The organism is Nocardioides sp. Z21_20 (genome assembly GCF_059766585.1).
The window spans coordinates 523,936-540,309 of record NZ_JCBAJX010000001.1 but is presented as its reverse complement, the minus strand read 5'-3'; the positions used below and the strand labels follow the sequence as shown (position 1 = coordinate 540,309).

14 protein-coding genes are annotated in these 16,374 nt (G+C 72.6%); 4 read left to right on the top strand and 10 right to left on the bottom strand.

Translation table 11 applies throughout. The annotated features are described in order from the left end of the window. The first annotated feature begins 7 nt into the window (after positions 1-7). Together AC6EH9_RS02650 and AC6EH9_RS02645 are read left to right on the top strand one after the other, a co-directional pair. Complete coding sequence (locus AC6EH9_RS02650; RefSeq protein WP_498420248.1) at positions 8-1,582, top strand: DHA2 family efflux MFS transporter permease subunit; 1,575 nt, start codon at positions 8-10, stop codon at positions 1,580-1,582. Between the two features lie 273 nt (positions 1,583-1,855). Next, positions 1,856-2,746 carry an alpha/beta hydrolase family protein gene (locus AC6EH9_RS02645; RefSeq protein ID WP_498420246.1) on the top strand — a complete coding sequence of 297 codons (891 nt, stop codon included), beginning with the start codon at positions 1,856-1,858 and terminating at the stop codon, positions 2,744-2,746. A gap of 125 nt (positions 2,747-2,871) precedes the next feature. Here AC6EH9_RS02645 and AC6EH9_RS02640 read toward each other — a convergent pair whose 3' ends face one another. The 3 genes from AC6EH9_RS02640 to AC6EH9_RS02630 all read right to left on the bottom strand — a co-directional run bounded on the left by AC6EH9_RS02640 (position 2,872) and on the right by AC6EH9_RS02630 (position 7,619). After that, complete coding sequence (locus tag AC6EH9_RS02640) at positions 2,872-5,034, bottom strand: RecQ family ATP-dependent DNA helicase (RefSeq protein ID WP_498420245.1); 2,163 nt, start codon at positions 5,032-5,034, stop codon at positions 2,872-2,874. 157 nt (positions 5,035-5,191) lie between these two features. Next, positions 5,192-5,488, bottom strand: coding sequence for a DUF2470 domain-containing protein (locus AC6EH9_RS02635; RefSeq protein ID WP_498420242.1), 297 nt, complete (start codon positions 5,486-5,488; stop codon positions 5,192-5,194). Between the two features lie 157 nt (positions 5,489-5,645). After that, complete coding sequence (locus AC6EH9_RS02630) at positions 5,646-7,619, bottom strand: M13 family metallopeptidase (protein ID WP_498420240.1); 1,974 nt, start codon at positions 7,617-7,619, stop codon at positions 5,646-5,648. A 70-nt stretch (positions 7,620-7,689) separates the two neighbouring features. Between AC6EH9_RS02630 and AC6EH9_RS02625 the strand changes: the two genes are divergently transcribed. Then, positions 7,690-8,364: an NUDIX hydrolase gene (locus tag AC6EH9_RS02625; RefSeq protein WP_498420238.1), complete on the top strand. Its 675-nt coding sequence runs from the start codon at positions 7,690-7,692 to the stop codon at positions 8,362-8,364. Positions 8,365-8,380: 16 nt separating this feature from the next. Here AC6EH9_RS02625 and AC6EH9_RS02620 read toward each other — a convergent pair whose 3' ends face one another. The 7 genes from AC6EH9_RS02620 to AC6EH9_RS02590 form a co-directional block, all read right to left on the bottom strand. Next, a complete protein-coding gene (locus AC6EH9_RS02620; RefSeq protein WP_498420235.1) occupies positions 8,381-9,349 on the bottom strand; it encodes an NADPH:quinone oxidoreductase family protein in 969 nt (322 codons plus the stop codon). 87 nt (positions 9,350-9,436) lie between these two features. Then, on the bottom strand, positions 9,437-9,772 hold the full coding sequence (locus AC6EH9_RS02615; protein WP_498420232.1) for a YnfA family protein: 336 nt from the start codon (positions 9,770-9,772) through the stop codon (positions 9,437-9,439). A 4-nt stretch (positions 9,773-9,776) separates the two neighbouring features. Next, positions 9,777-11,072, bottom strand: a complete 1,296-nt coding sequence (locus AC6EH9_RS02610) for a M15 family metallopeptidase (protein ID WP_498420230.1) — start codon at positions 11,070-11,072, stop codon at positions 9,777-9,779. Positions 11,073-11,268: 196 nt separating this feature from the next. Further along, positions 11,269-11,889: a TetR/AcrR family transcriptional regulator gene (locus AC6EH9_RS02605; protein WP_498420229.1), complete on the bottom strand. Its 621-nt coding sequence runs from the start codon at positions 11,887-11,889 to the stop codon at positions 11,269-11,271. Positions 11,890-11,937: 48 nt separating this feature from the next. Further along, positions 11,938-12,129, bottom strand: a complete 192-nt coding sequence (locus AC6EH9_RS02600; protein ID WP_498420228.1) for a ferredoxin — start codon at positions 12,127-12,129, stop codon at positions 11,938-11,940. Further along, on the bottom strand, positions 12,126-13,631 hold the full coding sequence (locus tag AC6EH9_RS02595) for a fatty acid desaturase (protein WP_498420226.1): 1,506 nt from the start codon (positions 13,629-13,631) through the stop codon (positions 12,126-12,128). Before AC6EH9_RS02595 ends, AC6EH9_RS02600 begins: the two co-directional genes overlap by 4 nt. Positions 13,632-13,744: 113 nt before the next feature. After that, on the bottom strand, positions 13,745-15,493 hold the full coding sequence (locus tag AC6EH9_RS02590) for a vWA domain-containing protein (protein WP_498420224.1): 1,749 nt from the start codon (positions 15,491-15,493) through the stop codon (positions 13,745-13,747). Between the two features lie 115 nt (positions 15,494-15,608). Between AC6EH9_RS02590 and ppgK the strand changes: the two genes are divergently transcribed. Continuing rightward, positions 15,609-16,370 (top strand): polyphosphate--glucose phosphotransferase, encoded by a 762-nt coding sequence (ppgK, locus tag AC6EH9_RS02585; protein WP_498420222.1) that lies wholly within the window; start codon positions 15,609-15,611, stop codon positions 16,368-16,370. Positions 16,371-16,374 lie beyond the last annotated feature (4 nt).

The window sequence follows — 16,374 nt, the reverse complement described above, 5'->3', positions numbered from 1 at the left end:
TCGCCGGGTGTCTACGAGCCTCGACAAGCAGCAGCCCTCCGACGTCCCCGGGAGCGACAAGCTGGACAAGGACGTCCTGATCATCGCCGGCGTGGTCGTGCTGGGGGCGATCATGTCGATCCTCGACATCACGGTCGTCTCGGTCGCCCTGGAGACGTTCCAGAACGAGTTCTCCGCCACCGCGGCCGAGGTCGCCTGGACGATGACCGGCTACACCCTGGCCCTGGCCAGCGTGATCCCGCTGACCGGCTGGGCCGCCGACCGGTTCGGCACCAAGCGGCTCTACCTGCTGGCGGTGCTGCTGTTCACCGCCGGCTCGGTGCTCTGCGCGGTGGCCGACAGCCTGCAGACGCTGGTCATCTTCCGGGTGCTCCAGGGCCTCGGTGGCGGCATGCTGATGCCGCTGGGCATGACCATCCTGACCCGCGCCGCCGGCCCGCACCGGGTCGGCCGGGTGATGGCCGTGCTCGGTATCCCGATGCTGCTGGGCCCGATCTTCGGCCCGATCCTCGGCGGCTGGCTGATCGAGGCCGCGTCGTGGCACTGGATCTTCCTGATCAACCTGCCGATCGGCCTGCTGGCCCTGATCTACGCCTGGATCGTGCTGCCCAAGGACCACGTCGAGCCGTCGGAGACCTTCGACTGGCTGGGCATGGTGTTGCTCTCGCCGGGTCTCGCGCTGTTCCTGTACGGCATCTCCTCGATCCCCGAGGCGCAGCAGACCGAGGGCACCATGTGGACCACCGAGGTGGTCGGCACCATCGTGGCCGGCGTGCTGCTGATCGCGGCGTTCGTGCCGTGGGCGCTGAACCGCAGGAACGCCCACCCGCTGATCGAGCTGCGCCTGTTCAAGAGCCGCCAGCTCACCTCCGCGGTGCTGTCGATGGCGCTGTTCGCGATCGCGTTCTTCGGCGCCAGCCTGCTGTTCCCGCTGTACTTCCAGCAGGTCCGCGGTGAGGACGCGCTCGGCGCCGGCCTGCTGCTGGCGCCGCAGGGCCTCGGCGCGATGCTCACGATGCCGATCGCCGGCGCGCTCGCCGACCGCAAGGGCCCCGGCAAGGTCGTGCTGGTGGGCATCAGCACGGTGACCCTCGGGATGGCGATGTTCACCCAGCTCGAGGCGGACACCTCCTACGCCTACCTGCTCGGGTCGCTGTTCGTGATGGGCCTGGGCATGGGCGCGACGATGATGCCGATCATGTCCTCGGCGCTGCAGACGCTGACCGACCACACCATCGCCCGCGGGTCCACGCTGATGAACATCACCCAGCAGGTCGCCGCCTCCGCCGGGACCGCGCTGTTCTCGGTGCTGCTCACCCAGGGGATGCGCGAGAGCGAGTCCGTCGGGACCTACCTGGGGGTGCGCTCGATGCTGTCCCAGGCGAGCGGCGCCGAGGCGGAGGGGCTCAAGGCCAAGCTCGCCGAGATCGCCCCGATCGCGCTGCCCGAGCTGGCCGACTCCTTCGCCACGGTCTTCGTGGTGGGCACGATCCTGGTCGGCTGCTGCCTGATCCCGGTGTTCTTCCTGCCCCGCAAGCCCCCGGCCGAGCCGGTGGACCCCACCGCCATGATGGGCCACTGACCCCCTCCCCCCTCCCCACCCCCACCCTCACCCCCGCCCCGCGACCCGTCACTGCCTCGACGTATTCGTCGGCGTGTCGCGGCGGGGGTGACGGGTCGGCGCGGCGGCACGCTCGCCTCCTGACCCAGCGCGCTGCCCGAACCCACCTGTGCGCGGCGCCCATGGTGTGCCGGGTCGCCGCTTCCTAACGTGAGCGGCGTCACACCATCTCGGGCACTGGCGTCGACACAGGTCCTCGCCGCATCACGCCCTCCATCAGCCTTGGAGACGAGCATGCGCACACGCACCGGCATCATCAGCACACTGGCCACGGCGGGAGCCCTGATGGCCTCCCTCCTCACGGGCGCGGGCGGCCTCGCCCCGGCGTACGCCGAGAGTCCCTACGAGCGAGGACCGGACCCGACCCGGACCAGCATCGAGGCGGCGCGCGGCCCGTTCGCGGTCACCTCGACGTCGGTCTCCGACCTGTCCACGCCGGGCTTCGGCTCGGCCACGATCACCTACCCCACCAGCACCTCCGAGGGGACGTACGGCGCGGTCGCCGTCTCCCCCGGCTTCACCGCCTCCGAGTCCACCATCGCGTGGCTCGGCCCGAGGCTGGCCTCGCAGGGCTTCGTCGTCATCACCTTCAACACCCAGAGCCGGCTCGACCAGCCGGGCGCCCGCGGCGACCAGCTGCTCGCCGCTCTGGACTACCTCACCCAGCGCAGCAGCACCGCCATCCGCTCGCGCATCGACCCCACCCGGCTGGCGGTGATCGGCCACTCGATGGGTGGCGGCGGCACGCTCGAGGCGGCCAAGGACCGGCCCTCCCTCAAGGCGGCCGTCGGCCTGACCCCGTGGAACCTCGACAAGACCTGGCCCGAGATCCGCACCGCGTCGCTCATGATCGGCGCGGAGAACGACACGGTCGCGGCGACGAGCTCCCACGCCATCCCGTTCTACAACTCGATCCCGGCGAACACCCCGAAGGCCTACCTGGAGCTCAACAACGAGGACCACTTCGCGCCCAACACGTCCAACACCACGATCGCCTCCTCGACGATCAGCTGGCTCAAGGTCTACGTGGACGCCGACACGCGCTACCGCCAGTTCATCTGCCCCGGGCCGGCCGAGTCGACGACCGGTCCCGTCTCGGACTATCGCAACACCTGCGCGGCCTGAGCTGAGCCCGCGCTCCACCCTGGGCACCCCGGCGGTGACCGCTGACTCGGTCGCCGCCGGGGCGCCGATCCGTCACTGGCTCCGCGACACGCCGACAAAATGGTCGAGGGAGTGACGGGTCGCGGTCAGGACTCCACGGCGAGGGTCAGCGGGAGCACCTCGCTGGCGCCGGCCTGGCGCAGCGCCCGGGCCGCGAGGGTCAGCGTCCAGCCCGTCACGACCAGGTCGTCGAGGAGCAGGACCGGGCCGGCCGGCACCTCGGCGTGCAGCGCGAAGCGGCGTCCCACGGCCGCCACCCGCTGGGCGGAGTTCATCGCGCCCTGGCCGGGGGCGACCTCGGGGTCGACGATCGCCCAGGTGCCGACGACGGGGATCTTCAGGTAGCGCGAGAGCCCGTCGGCGAAGTCACGGGTGAGCGTGGGCCGGGTGGCGGACTCGACGTAGACGATCGCCTCCGCGCGCGGGCGCCAGTCGCCGAGGACCTCGATCACCGCGCGCACCAGCGGCACCGGGACCGCGCCGTCGGGGGTGTCGGGGCGGAACAGGTCGCGCAGCGCCTGGCCGTGGCCGAGGTCGGTGAGCCGGGCGATGGCCCGACCCTCGGACGCGCCCTCGCTGATCTTGCCCTTGAGGTCGATGCCGAGGTTGCCGAGCGCCGTGGGCCACATCTTGCGCGGCGCGATCGCCACCCCGGGGCGGGCCAGGCGGGCGTGCGCGTCCTCGATCGCCTGCTCGGACACGCTGGTGGTGAGCTCCAGTCCCCCACAGTTGTCACAGCGCCCGCAGCGCGCCGCCTCGGGGTCGTCGAGCTGGTGGCGCAGGAACCACATCCGGCACTCGGAGGTGTCGAGGTAGTCGAGCATCGCCTGCTGCTCGCGCTCGCGGGCCTGGGCGACGCGGGCGTAGCGCTCCGCGTCGTACTCCCAGGGCTGGCCGGTCGCCTCCCAGCCGCCCTTCACCCGGCGTACGGCGCCGTCGACGTCGAGCACCTTGAGCATCGTCTCCAGCCGGGTGCGGTTCAGCTCGACCCGGGTCTCCAGACCGGCGGTGCTCATCGGGCGGCCGGCCTCGGCGAGGGCGTCGATGGTCTGGCGGACCAGCTCCTCGCGCGGGAAGGCCAGCGAGGCGAAGTACTTCCAGATGTCGCGGTCCTCGGTGGCCGGCAGCAGCACCACGGTGGCCTCGTCGGTCCCGCGCCCGGCGCGGCCCACCTGCTGGTAGTAGGACACCGGGCTGGCCGGGGCGCCGACGTTGATCACGAAGCCGAGCGTCGCGTCGAAGCCCATCCCCAGCGCGCTGGTGGCCACCAGCGCCTTGACCCGTCCCTCGGCCAGCGCCTGCTCGAGGGCGTTGCGCTCGGTGGGGTCGGTCTGGCCGGAGTAGGCGTGCACCTCGTGGCCCCGGTCGCGCAGGTAGGCGGCGATCTCCTGGGTGGCCGCCACCGTGAGGCAGTAGATGATGCCGCTGCCCGGCTGCTCGGAGAGGTGGTCGGCCAGCCAGGCCAGGCGCTGCTCGGGGGTGCGCAGCCGGACCACGCCCAGGCGCAGCGACTCGCGGTCCAGCGAGCCGCGCAGGACCAGCACGCCGGCGTCCTCGGCGCGCTGGTCGGCCGACTCCTGGGCCTGCGGCAGCCCGCCACCGAGCTGCTCGGCCACGTCGTGGGTGACCCGCTCGTTGGCGGTGGCGGTGGTGGCCAGCACGGGCACGCCGGGGCGCAGCTCGGTGAGCAGGGTCCGGATCCGGCGGTAGTCGGGCCGGAAGTCGTGGCCCCAGTCGGAGATGCAGTGCGCCTCGTCGACCACCAGCAGGCCGGTCGTCGCCGCAAGCTGGGGCAGCACCTCGTCACGGAAGCCCGGGTTGTTGAGCCGCTCGGGGCTGACCAGCAGCACATCGACCGCGCCGGACTCGATGTCGGCGTGGATGCGCTGCCAGTCCTCGATGTTGGTCGAGTTGATGGTCACCGCACGGATGCCCGCGCGCTCGGCGGCCGCGATCTGGTTGCGCATCAGCGCCAGCAGCGGGCTGACGATCACCGTCGGGCCGGCGCCGCGGGCCCGCAGCAGGGCGGTGGCGACGAAGTAGACCGCCGACTTGCCCCAGCCGGTGCGCTGCACCACCAGGGCCCGGCGCCGGTCCACCGCGAGCGCCTCGATGGCGGTCCACTGGTCCTCGCGCAGCACGGCGTCGTCGCGGCCGACGAGAGCGCGCAGGCGCTGCTCGGCCTCCTGGCGCACGGCTGCCCGGTCGGTGCTGGGGGCGGCGGGGGCCTCGGGGGCGGGGGTGGTCATGTGCTCCTGTCTACCAGCGGCCGCCGACAGCCGGCGTACGCCCTCCACAGCACCGCGTACGGCGGGCGGGGGGCGGCGCTGGGTGGGGTTGGGGCGGCGCTGGGTGGGGTTGGGGTGGCGTGGAGTCGGCCCGTTGCGCGGGGGTGGGTCGGCCCGGTCAGTGCGGGCGCGGCGCCTGCCCCAGCCGCGCCCGGGCCGCGTCGTGCAGGGCGACCACCTCGCGGCGGATCTCCCCCCGCTCGGTGATCACTCCGCTCGGCCACGCCACCCGCACCTCGTGCTCCCCGTCCGCCGTGGTGGCCCGCCACACCCCGGCCTCCTGGTCGAGCCCGGTCATCGTGGCCGCGGTCGCTTCGGGCGCCCCGAAGGCGCGCACGATGCTCAGGCTGTCCTCGGCGTGGTCGTCGTTCATGTGGCGCAGGACGGCCTCGACCACCTGGTGTTCGAAATGCATGTCTGTCTTCCTCGGATGGTCCGGCTATCGGTCTGAGTGGTGGTTGAACTGTCAATCCCTGATGTTGTCGGGCGAAGTTTCGGCCGACAAGTTCAGCGTTCCCCGGCCGACCGGGGAAATCGACGCCCACACCGACCCAGAAAACCCGCCGCCACACTCACCAGATCCGCACCCGCTCGGCCGGCTCCAGCCACAGCCCGTCCCCGGGGCGGGTGGCGAAGGCCTCGTGGAACTCGTCGAGGTTGCGCACGATGTTGGCGCGGAACTCCGGCGGGGAGTGCGGGTCGATGGTGAGGTACTGGCGCTCCTGCTCGGGGCGGCGCTTGGTGCGCCACACGAAGGCCCAGTTCATGAACAGCCGCTGGATGCCGGTGAGCCCGTCGGCCTCGGGCATCGGCCGGTCACCGAGCCAGATCCGGTAGGCCTTCAGGGCGATCGTCAGGCCGCCGAGGTCGCCGATGTTCTCGCCGACGGTGAGCGAGCCGTTGACGTGCTCGCCGGGCAGGGCGCGCGGGGAGAACCCGTCGTACTGCGCGACCAGGGCCTTGGCCTTCACCTCGAAGGCGGCCTTGTCGTCGGGGGTCCACCAGTCGTGCAGGTTGCCGGCGCCGTCGTACTGGGCGCCCTGGTCGTCGAAGCCGTGCCCGATCTCGTGACCGATCACCGCGCCGATGCCGCCGTAGTTCTCGGCCGGGTCGGCCTCGGGGCTGAAGAACGGCGACTGCAGGATGCCCGCGGGGAAGCAGATCTCGTTGGTGCCGGGGTTGTAGTAGGCGTTGACCGTCTGCGGCAGCATGAACCACTCGTCGCGGTCGACCGGCGCGCCGATCTTGGCGAGCTGCCGGTCGGTCTCGAACGACGAGGCGGAGGCGACGTTGCCGACCAGGTCGTCGGGGCGGATGTGCAGCGCGGAGTAGTCGCGGAACCGGTCGGGGTAGCCGATCTTGGGTCGGAAGGTGGCGAGCTTGTCGAAGGCCTGCTGCTTGGTCTCCTCGGTCATCCAGTCCAGCGTCGCGATCGACTGGCGGTAGGCCTCCAGCAGGTTCGCGACGAGCTCGTCCATCATCGCCTTGGAGTGCGGCGGGAAGTGCCGCGCGACGTACTCCTTGCCGACCGCCTCGCCCAGCGCGCCCTCGACCAGGGACACCGCGCGCTTCCAGCGGGCGCGCAGCTCCGGCGTGCCGTTGAGGGTGCGGCCGTAGAAGTCGAAGTTGGTCTCCACGAACGCGTCGGTCAGGTACGGCGCGGCGAAGCGCAGCACCCGCACCGCGACCCAGGGCCGCCAGTCGTCGATCGGCACCTGCTCCAGGGTCGAGGAGAGGTGGGCGAAGAACGAGGGCTGACGCACGCAGGTCTCGGCGATGGTCCGCTCGGCGCCGCCGAGGTTGGTGACGTAGACGTCCCAGTCGAAGCTCGGGCACAGCTCGCGCAGCTCCGCGACCGTGAGCAGGTTGTAGGTCTTCTGCACGTCGCGGCACTCGGCGCGCTCCCAGTGCCCCTGCGCCAGCCGGGTCTCGAGCTCGAGCACCTTCGCGGCCGCGGCGGCCGGGTCGGAGATGCCGGCGGGGGTGACGTCGGCGAGGCTGAGCAGCCGGGTGAGGTAGGCGACGTACTGCTCGCGGACCGGGGCGAACTTGTCCTCGCGGTAGTACGACTCGTCGGGCAGGCCGAGGCCGCCCTGGCTGAGGTGGAACAGGTAGCGCTCGGAGTTGCGGCTGTCGGTGTCGACGTAGGAGCCGAACACGCCGTGCCCGCCGACCCGCTCGAGCTCGCCGAGGTAGGCCGCCAGGTCGCGCACGTCGCGCAGCCCGCCGACCGCGGCGAGCAGCGGTCGCACCGGCGCGTCGCCCAGCCGGTCGATCGCGTCGGTGTCCATGAACGAGGCGAACAGGTCGGCGATCTTGCGGCTGTCGTCGCCCAGCCCGGCGCGGTCGTGGGAGGAGATCTCCAGGATGATCTCGCGCACGTGCTCCTCGGCCGCGTCGGCGAGCTGCACGAACGGGCCCCAGCTGGAGCGGTCCGAGGGGATCTCCGTCTCGGCGAGCCACCGGCCGTTGACGTGACCGAAGAGGTCGTCCTGAGGCCGGGTGTCGGGGTCCATGCCCTCGCGGGCGTCATCGAGAGTCGTCACCTGACGACCCTAACGCTCCCGGGGTTAGCCTGCCCTCAGCAGCAGCAGCAGCGGCTGGACGGGAGGCGCGATGACCGGCACGACGCTGGCAGCGGTGGCCGACCGGGTACGCGACCGGCTGGGCGCGCTCGCCGACGACCCGGCGCGCCCGCGCCCCGACGTACCTGCCTGGGCCGGGGAGGCGCTGCGCCCGGCGGCCGTGTGCGTGGTGCTGTTCGCCGACCCCGAGCCCGACCCCGGCCACGATCCCGGCCGGGGCGACGAGGCGTCGTTCGTGCTGATCCGCCGGGCCCGGCGCGGGCGCAACGCCGGGCAGTGGGCGCTGCCGGGCGGCAAGGTCGAGGCGGGCGAGTCACCGCGCGAGGCCGCGCTGCGTGAGGCCTCGGAGGAGGTCGGCCTGGACCCGGCGGCCGCCGAGGTTCTGGGCGCGCTCGACGACCTGCCGACGGTCTCGGGCTTCGCGATCACGCCGTACGTCGTCGTCGCGCCACCCGGCTGGCGACCGGTGGCCGACGCCGTCGAGGTGCGCTCGGTGCACACGTTCGCGGTGGCGCGGCTGCTCGCCGACGACGTGGTCCACTGGGTCGCCACCGAGGACGGCGGCCGCGTCCTGCAGCTGCGGCTGAGCCACCACGACCGGGTGCACGCGCCGACCGGCGCGATGCTGCTGCAGTTCCGCTCGATCGCGCTGGGCGGCTACGAGCCGGTGGCGCACCTGACCCAGCCGCGGTTCACCCACACCTGAGGGGCGGGCCCGTGGCTCAGTCGCGCAGCCGCACCACGGACTTGCCCAGCGTCAGCCGGTCGTCCATGTCCTGCAGCGCCTTGCCCAGCTCCTCGAGCGGGTACGACGCGCCGATCGGCGGCTTGATCGCACCGGACTCCATCATCGGCACCAGCGCGGCCCACTGCTCCTGCATGTAGCCCGGCCGGACCATCGCGTAGGCGCCCCAGCCGACACCGCGGACGTCGACGTTGTTGAGCAGCAGCCGGTTCACCTTGATCTCGGGGATGCCCGCGCCGGCCGCGAAGCCGACCACCATCAGCCGGCCCTGCGGCGCCAGCACCCGGAGGCTGTCGGTGAACGCGTCGCCACCGACGACGTCGACGACGAGGTCCACCCCGATGCCACCGGTCAGCCCCTTGACGGCGTCGCGGAAGCCCTCGAGCAGCACGGTCTCGTCGGCGCCCGCGGCCTTCGCCAGCTGGGCCTTCTCCTCGGTGGACACGACCGCGATCACCCGCGCGCCGTACCCCTTGGCGACCTGGATGCTGGCCGTGCCGACGCCGCCGGCCGCGCCGTGCACGAGCACGGTCTCGCCCTCGCGCAGGCCGCCGCGCTCGGCGAGGGTGAAGTGGGCGGTGAGGTAGTTCATCGGCAGCGCCGCACCCTCATCGAAGGAGAGCTCGTCGGGAAGCGCGAAGGTGAACATCGCCGGGACCACCGCGCGCTCGGCGGCGCCGCCGTGCGGCACCACGCCGACCACGCGCTGGCCGGGGGTGAACCCCTCGGGGCCGCTGAGCACGGTGCCGGCGACGTCCACGCCGAGGGTGAACGGCGGCTCGGGCTTCATCTGGTACTGGCCCTTGCTCAGCAGCAGGTCGGGGAAGGAGACGCCGACCCGGTGCACCTCGATCAGCACGTCGTCGGGGCCGGGCGTCGGGTCGGGGACGTCACGCACGACGACGTCGGCGGGACCGGTGGTGGTGAGGACCTGGGCTGCTCGCATGCAGGGAGCCTAGCCACGTCCGCGTCCTCCGGCACCGACCTTGGGCTCAGCGCACCAGCCACGGGTCGCGCGGTCGGGCGCTGCGCCTCAGCCGCTGCGCGGGGCGTACATGATCACCGCGACCCCGCCCAGGCACACCAGGGCGCCCAGCACGTCGTACCGGTCGGGCCGGAACCCGTCGACGACCATCCCCCAGGCCAGCGAGCCGGCCACGAAGACCCCGCCGTACGCCGCGAGGATGCGCCCGAAGTTCGCGTCGGGCTGCAGCGTCGCCACGAAGCCGTAGGCGCCGAGCGCGAGCACGCCGAGCCCGGCCCACAGCCAGCCGCGGTGCTCGCGCACCCCCTGCCAGACCAGCCAGGCCCCGCCGATCTCGAACAGGGCGGCCACCGCGAAGAGCAGCAGCGATCGGGTCACGGTCATGGGCTCATCGTGCCTGGACGATGCGGTCCATCTCGAAGTGCATGGGGTCGGTCCACTTCCAGTCGCCGCCCCAGGCGAAGCCCCACTTCTTGAAGATCGACACCACGGTGCGGTCCATCTCGCCCACGGTGCCGCGCTGGTTGCCGGGCACGTTGAGGTCGACGGCGATCCCGAAGGAGTGCAGCGAGAGCGAGGTGCTGCCGGCGATGAAGCGCGGGTAGTAGCAGCCGGCGTACTCGTCGGGGTTGATCTTGGCGGCCAGGCCGGGGGTGGCCGCGATCTCGGTCAGCGCCGCCCGGAACTGCGGCAACATCACCTTGTGGCAGGTGACGTTGCCGAGGATCGGCACCGCCTCGGTGCGGATGTTGGCGCGCACCCAGGCGGGGTCGGGGGCGATCCGGCCGCCGCCCAGGACGCCGTAGCCGAAGGTGCCGACCGCCGCGGCGACCGAGCCGCCGGTCAGGAACGCGGTCTGTTGCACGCTGATGTCGAGGTCCGGCCCGAGGATCTGCACCGACGCCTTGTCGCCGGCGATCCTCTCGATCGGCTCGCGCACCGACTGCGGCGAGGTGAGCCGTCCGGTGGAGATCAGCAGGGCGTTGCCGGGCTTCATCCCGAACTCCTCGGCCCAGCGCTGGTTGACCACCGCGTCGACCTGCGGGACCTGCGGCGCGAACGCCCCGATGTGCAGCTGCGGCGCGTCGACGTCGTTGCCGAGCTGGACGTAGCCCGCCTCGTCCTGCAGCCGCTTGCCCAGTCCCGGCGTGATCGCCATCTCCCCGCCCGCGACGCGGTCCCAGATCTCCTGCAGACCCGCGCTCTCGCGCCGGGTGAACCGGCGGTACGACCCGGGGTCGACGGCGGCGAGCATCAGCACCCGGTCCTCGACCGCGACCTGGGACAGCGAGAGCTGTTCGACCTCCGAGACGCCCTCGAGGTCGCCGATCTCGCTGACCATGTCGTCGCTGAGCGGCTCCTGGCTGTACACGAGCATGTCGGCGGGCAGCAGCGTCTCCTCGAGCGGGCCGGGCGGTTTCACCGCGTAGTCGGCCGGCGACTCGGGGCTGCCCGAGGAGGCGCCCGCCTGCGGCTCCGGGGTGGTCGCCGACGGCGCCGAGGCGGCGGGCGAGCCGCTCGCCGCCGGCGCGCCGGACGTGGTTGTGCCCGGGCTCGGGGCGGCGGTGCCCGGGCCGGCGCCGGGTCCGGCGCTCGTGTCCGCGCAGGCGGCGAGCAGCACGGCCCCCAAGGCCAGCGCCGCGGCAGCACTGCTCCCACGGCGCGACGATCGCACTGCCCTCATGACGTCCTCCCGGGGACGAGGGTAACCCCCGTCACACGACGGCTCAGCCGCCCTCCCCCGCTCACCCGCCCACACCGCCCGCCGCGCCCCGCCGCGCCGCACGCCGCGCCCCCGGCGGGCCGCGCACCGCTTGTAACGCGGGGTTATGCCCTCCACCACAGCGAAATAACGCTGAGGCAGTGGGCATAACCCCGCGTTACAAGCGGCGGGGGCTCGGCGGGGGCGGGGGGAGGGTGCGGGCTACGACGGCGGCGATGCCGGCGGCGGTGCGCGCGGGGGTGTCGGAGGGCTGCATCACGTGGCTCAGCACGACGCGGACGATCATGTCGATCAGCGCGTCGAGCTCGCGCGCCGGCAGCGTGAGGGGGTAGGTCGCGAGGCGCTCGGCGATCACGCCCTTGGCGGTGGCGAGCAGCGACTCGGCGTTGGTGGTCAGCAGCGGCAGCAGCTCGGTGTCGGCCCCGTGCGTGGCGGAGACGACGGCGCGCAGCAGCTGGTTGTCCTCGGCCAGCTCGAGTACGCCGCGCGAGGCGGCGCGGATGGCGGCGACCAGGTCGTCGCGGTGGCTGTCGAACGCCTCGCTCACCACGCCCAGGAACCGCTCGAGCTCGGCGAAGACCATCGCCTCGGCCAGCGCGGGCTTGGAGCCGATCTCGTTGTAGACGGTCTGCCGGCTGACGCCCACCTGATCGGCGAGCTTCGCCATCGTCACCGCGGCCCAGCCCTGCTCGGTGGTGGTGAGCCCGGCCGCCGCGACGATGCGCTCGCGCAGGGCGCGCGGGCGAGCCGACGGCTCGGGCGCGGGAGAGGTGGGCACGGCCGTCAGTCTAGGTACCGCGACCCCTCCCGCACCCGGCGTACCTGTTCAGCCCTTCAGGGAGAGGGCCAGCACGGGACAGCTGTTGACCGCGGCGGTGAGCTGGGTGCGGTGCTCCTCAGCGGGACTCTCGTCCAGGACGTGCATCACGTCGTCGTCGTCGAGCGCGAAGAACTCGTGGGCCATCGCCTCGCACATGCCGAGGCCCTCGCACAGGTCGCGGTCCACCTCGATGATCATCGCGACGCCACCGAGGTCAGCGCCACGAAGTCGACCTTCTCGCGCACGCCGCAGTCGGGGCAGCACCAGGTCTGCGGGATGTCGGCCCACGCCGTACCGGCCGCGAAGCCCTCGTGCTCGTCGCCCGCGTCCACCTCGTAGGTGTAGCCGCAGCCGGGGCAGCGCGCGGCCATCACCTCGTCGGGACCGGGTCCCGTGGCACTGGCGCCTCCCTGGCCCACCTGGCCCACCACCGTCGAGACGCCCACGCCTGCCTCCTGCCCCGCCTCGGCACCCGGCGCGGCGTGCCTCGCGAGGATCCGCTCGCGTCGGTGCGGGGCGATGTTGGCCAGCGTGACGTCGCCGTCGAAGTGGGCCAGCACCCGCTTGTCCATCACCCGGCGCCAGACCGGCGGCACCAGCGCGAGGACGATCATCCCGGCGTACCCGGTCGGCAGCACCGGCGACTCCTCGAAGTCGCGCAGCGTCTGGTAGCGCCGGGTCGGGTTGGCGTGGTGGTCGCTGTGACGCTGCAGGTGGTAGAGCAGCACGTTGGTGGCGATGTTGTTGGAGTTCCAGCTGTGCCGGGGCTCGACGCGCTCGTAGCGCTCCTTGCCCGGGCGCCCCACCTTCTGACGGCACATGCCGTAGTGCTCCATGTAGTTGACGACCTCGAGCAGCGAGAACCCGACCACCGCCTGCACCAGCAGGAACGGCACGATGCCCACGCCGAGCCAGGTGATCATCGCGCCCCAGAGCACCGCCGACATCAGCCAGGCGTTCAGCACGTCGTTGCCGAGGCGGAACGGGTGCTGGTCCTTGCGCGCGTAGCGCCTGCGCTCCAGGCGCCACGCGCTCCTCAGCGACCCCAGCACGGTGCGCGGCCAGAACCGGTAGAAGCTCTCGCCGAGCCGGCTGCTGGCCGGGTCCTCGGGGGTCGCCACCCGGACGTGGTGGCCGCGGTTGTGCTCGATGTAGAAGTGGCCGTAGAAGCTCTGCGCCAACGCCACCTTCGACAGCCAGCGCTCGTGGCTCTCCTTCTTGTGCCCCAGCTCGTGGGCGGTGTTGATGCCGATCCCGCCGATCACGCCGATCGTCGTGGCCAGGCCCAGCGCGTCGACCCAGGAGAGGTCCCCGGTGCCGATCATCCAGAACGCGGTGAGGAAGCCGGCGTACTGCACGGGCAGGAACAGATAGGTGATCCAGCGGTAGTAGCGGTCGTTCTCGAGCTCCTCGATCACGTCGTCGGGCGGGTTGGAGCGGTCCAGCCCGGTCAGCAGGTCGATCGCCGGGACCACGCCGAGCACCACGACCGGGCCGATCCAGAACCACACCCCCCAGCCGGTCAGCGCATGCATGCCCAGGGCCAGGAAGGCCAGCGACGGCACCACCAGCCCGATCAGCCAGAGGTAGCGCTTGCGGTCCTTCCACTGCTCGGTGGAGCCCTCGGGGATGCTCCCGGTGCCGTCGGCGGTACGACGGCCGGCGAGGGGACCCGCGGTCGCTCGTCGGTCTGTGGCCATCACGGCCTCCCTTGGTCTACGTGCGCTCCGGTCGGAACCGGCGCGTGCGAGTGGTTTACATGAACCTAGTATTTGTAAACCACGTTGACAAGGGCTTGCCGAATGTAAAGCGGCTACTGCAGGCCGGGCTCGGGTTGCTCGGGGTCGACCTCGAGGCCGACGGTGCTCTGCGCGAGCCGCACCGTCCCCAGCAGGCCATCGGCGCCGGGCACGTCGTCGGCGACCAGCGCGCCCACCCGCTCGTGCAGCCCGGCCAGCGTGACCCCGCGCTCGGTGACCAGCGCGGAGCCCTTCATCAGCTGGGCCAGGTCGGCGGTCGCGGCCACCAGCTCCCAGACCGGGGAGGGCGGGCGCTGCGGGTCGGCCGCGACGAGGTCCACCGCCGCCTGCTGCTGGGTGCCGCCCTCGGTGTCCGGGCTGCGCCAGCGGATCTGCGCGGAGCCGATCACCGCCCCGGGGGCCACGCCCGGGGCCAACCGCACCTCGTACAGGGCGGTGGCGTGGTGGGCCGATCCCAGCTCGCCGGCGTCGACGCCCGGGTCGGTGAACTCCTCGTCGGCCACAGCGCGGTTGTCGTAGCCGACCAGCCGGTACGACGAGACGACCCCCGGGTCGAAGGAGACCTGCGCCTTGGCGTCCATCGCCACCGGGACCAGGGCGGTGCTCAGCTCCTCGACGAACAGCCGCCTGGCCTCGGCGAAGTCGTCGACGTAGCCGTAGAACCCGTCCCCGCGGTCGGCGAGCTGCTCCATCAGGTGGTCGTTGTAGTTGCCCATCCCGAAGCCCACGGTCACCAGGTGGATGCCGTCCCGGCTCTCCCGCGCGATCCGCTCCGCGATCACGCCCGGACCGGTGGCGCCGACGTTGGCGACGCCGTCCGAGGCGAGCAGCACGATGTTGGAGGCCTCCGCGCGGTACGACTCCCGGGCCTGGGCATAGCCGAGCTCGAGGCCGGCGGCGAGGTTGGTGCTGCCGCCGGGTCGCAGCTTGTCGATCGCGGCCAGGATCGCGTCGGTGTCCTCGACCCTGGTGGGCTCCAGGATCGGCGTCGCCCGGTCGTCGAAGGACACCACCGAGACGATGTCGTCGTCGCGCAGTTGGTCGGCGAGGAGGGCGAGGGAGGCCCGCACCAGGCCGAGGCGCTCGCGGATGTCCATGCTGCCCGAGCGGTCGACCACCAGGGTGACGTTGACCGGTCGCCGTCGCGCGGGGTCGACCTCCCGGGCGCCGACTCCGATCCGGACCAGCTGGGTGGCGTCCTCGGCGCCCGGCGCGATCCCGGTCTCGGCGCTTACCGCGAGGTCGGATCCGGTGGGGGCGGCGTCGGAGTGCGGCTGGGCGTTGATCCACTCCTCCACCCGGATGGCCGCCGGGGGCGGTTGCTGACCCGCCTCCAGCAGCGCCTGCGCGACGCCCCACGAGCCGGTGTCGACGTCGAGGGCGAACGTCGAGCGCGCGTCGCGGGCAGTCTCGACGAAGCCGCTGGTGCCCGCCTCGACGAAGACGTTGTCCTCCCCCGGCGCCGGCGGCGTCCCGGGCCGGGCACCGGGCGTCGCGGCGCCGGGCGGCAGGGTCGACCTCATGGAGTCGTCCTGACCCTGGGCGTCGGCTCCGTCCTGGGCCGGGCCCGGCGCACTCGGCTGCGCTGGGCCGGGCTGCCCCTGGGAGTAGACGGTGCCGTCGGTCTGAGCGGAGGAATAGTCCTCGAAGTAGGCGCGTGCGTCGATCCCCCGCCCCGGGCCCCCGGGGCCACCGGGGTCGCTCTCCTGACCGTCGCAGCCGGCCAGCACCAGGCCGGCGGTGAGCGCGGTGGCACCGATCGCCGCGGCCAGTCTCTGCGGGCTCTTCGTTCGCCTGTCCATGGGGGGTGGGACGCGGCGGCGGCGGACCGGGTTCCGCGGTTCGGCGGGCCCGGAGTTCGCGCCCGATCCGAGGCAAGGGAGGGCAGGTCGGCTCGGCGCGTGATCGTATGGGGCCATGAGCACAATGAGCGGACTTCCTCTGGGCATCGACTTCGGAGGCACCGGCATGAAGGCGGCGCCCGTCGACCTCGACACGGGCGACTTCGCCAGCGAGCGGGTACGGATGGCCACCCCGCAGCCGGCGACCCCGGAGGCGGTCAGCGCGGTGATGCGGCAACTCGTCGCCGCCCTGCCCGCCTCGAACGCCCCGATCGGGGTCACCGTGCCGGGGATCGTGCGCCACGGCCGGGTGCACTCGGCCGCCAACATCGACGACTCGTGGGTCGGCGCCGACGCCGACCGGATCTTCACCGACGCCCTCCAGCGCGAGGTGCACGTGGTCAACGACGCCGACGCCGCCGGCCTCGCCGAGGTGCGGTACGGCGCGGCGCGCGGCCAGGACGGACTGGTCATCGTCACCACGCTGGGCACCGGCATCGGCTCCGCGCTGGTCAACGACGGCGCCCTGGTGCCGAACTCCGAGCTCGGCCACCTCGAGATCGACGGGGTCGCCGCCGAGAGCCGCGCCGCCAACAGCGCCCGGGTCCGCGAGGGGCTCACGATGGCCGAGTGGGCCGAGCGATTGAGCGTCTTCTACCGCACGCTGGAGCGGCTGTTCTCCCCCGAGCTCTTCGTGGTCGGCGGCGGCATCAGCAAGCGCAGCGCGGAGTTCCTGCCGCTGCTCGACATCGACACCCGGATCGTGCCGGCCGCGCTGTTGAACAAGGCGGGCGTGGTGGGTGCGGCGCTCTTCGCGAGCGGGGTGTCGCAGGGCTGAGCCC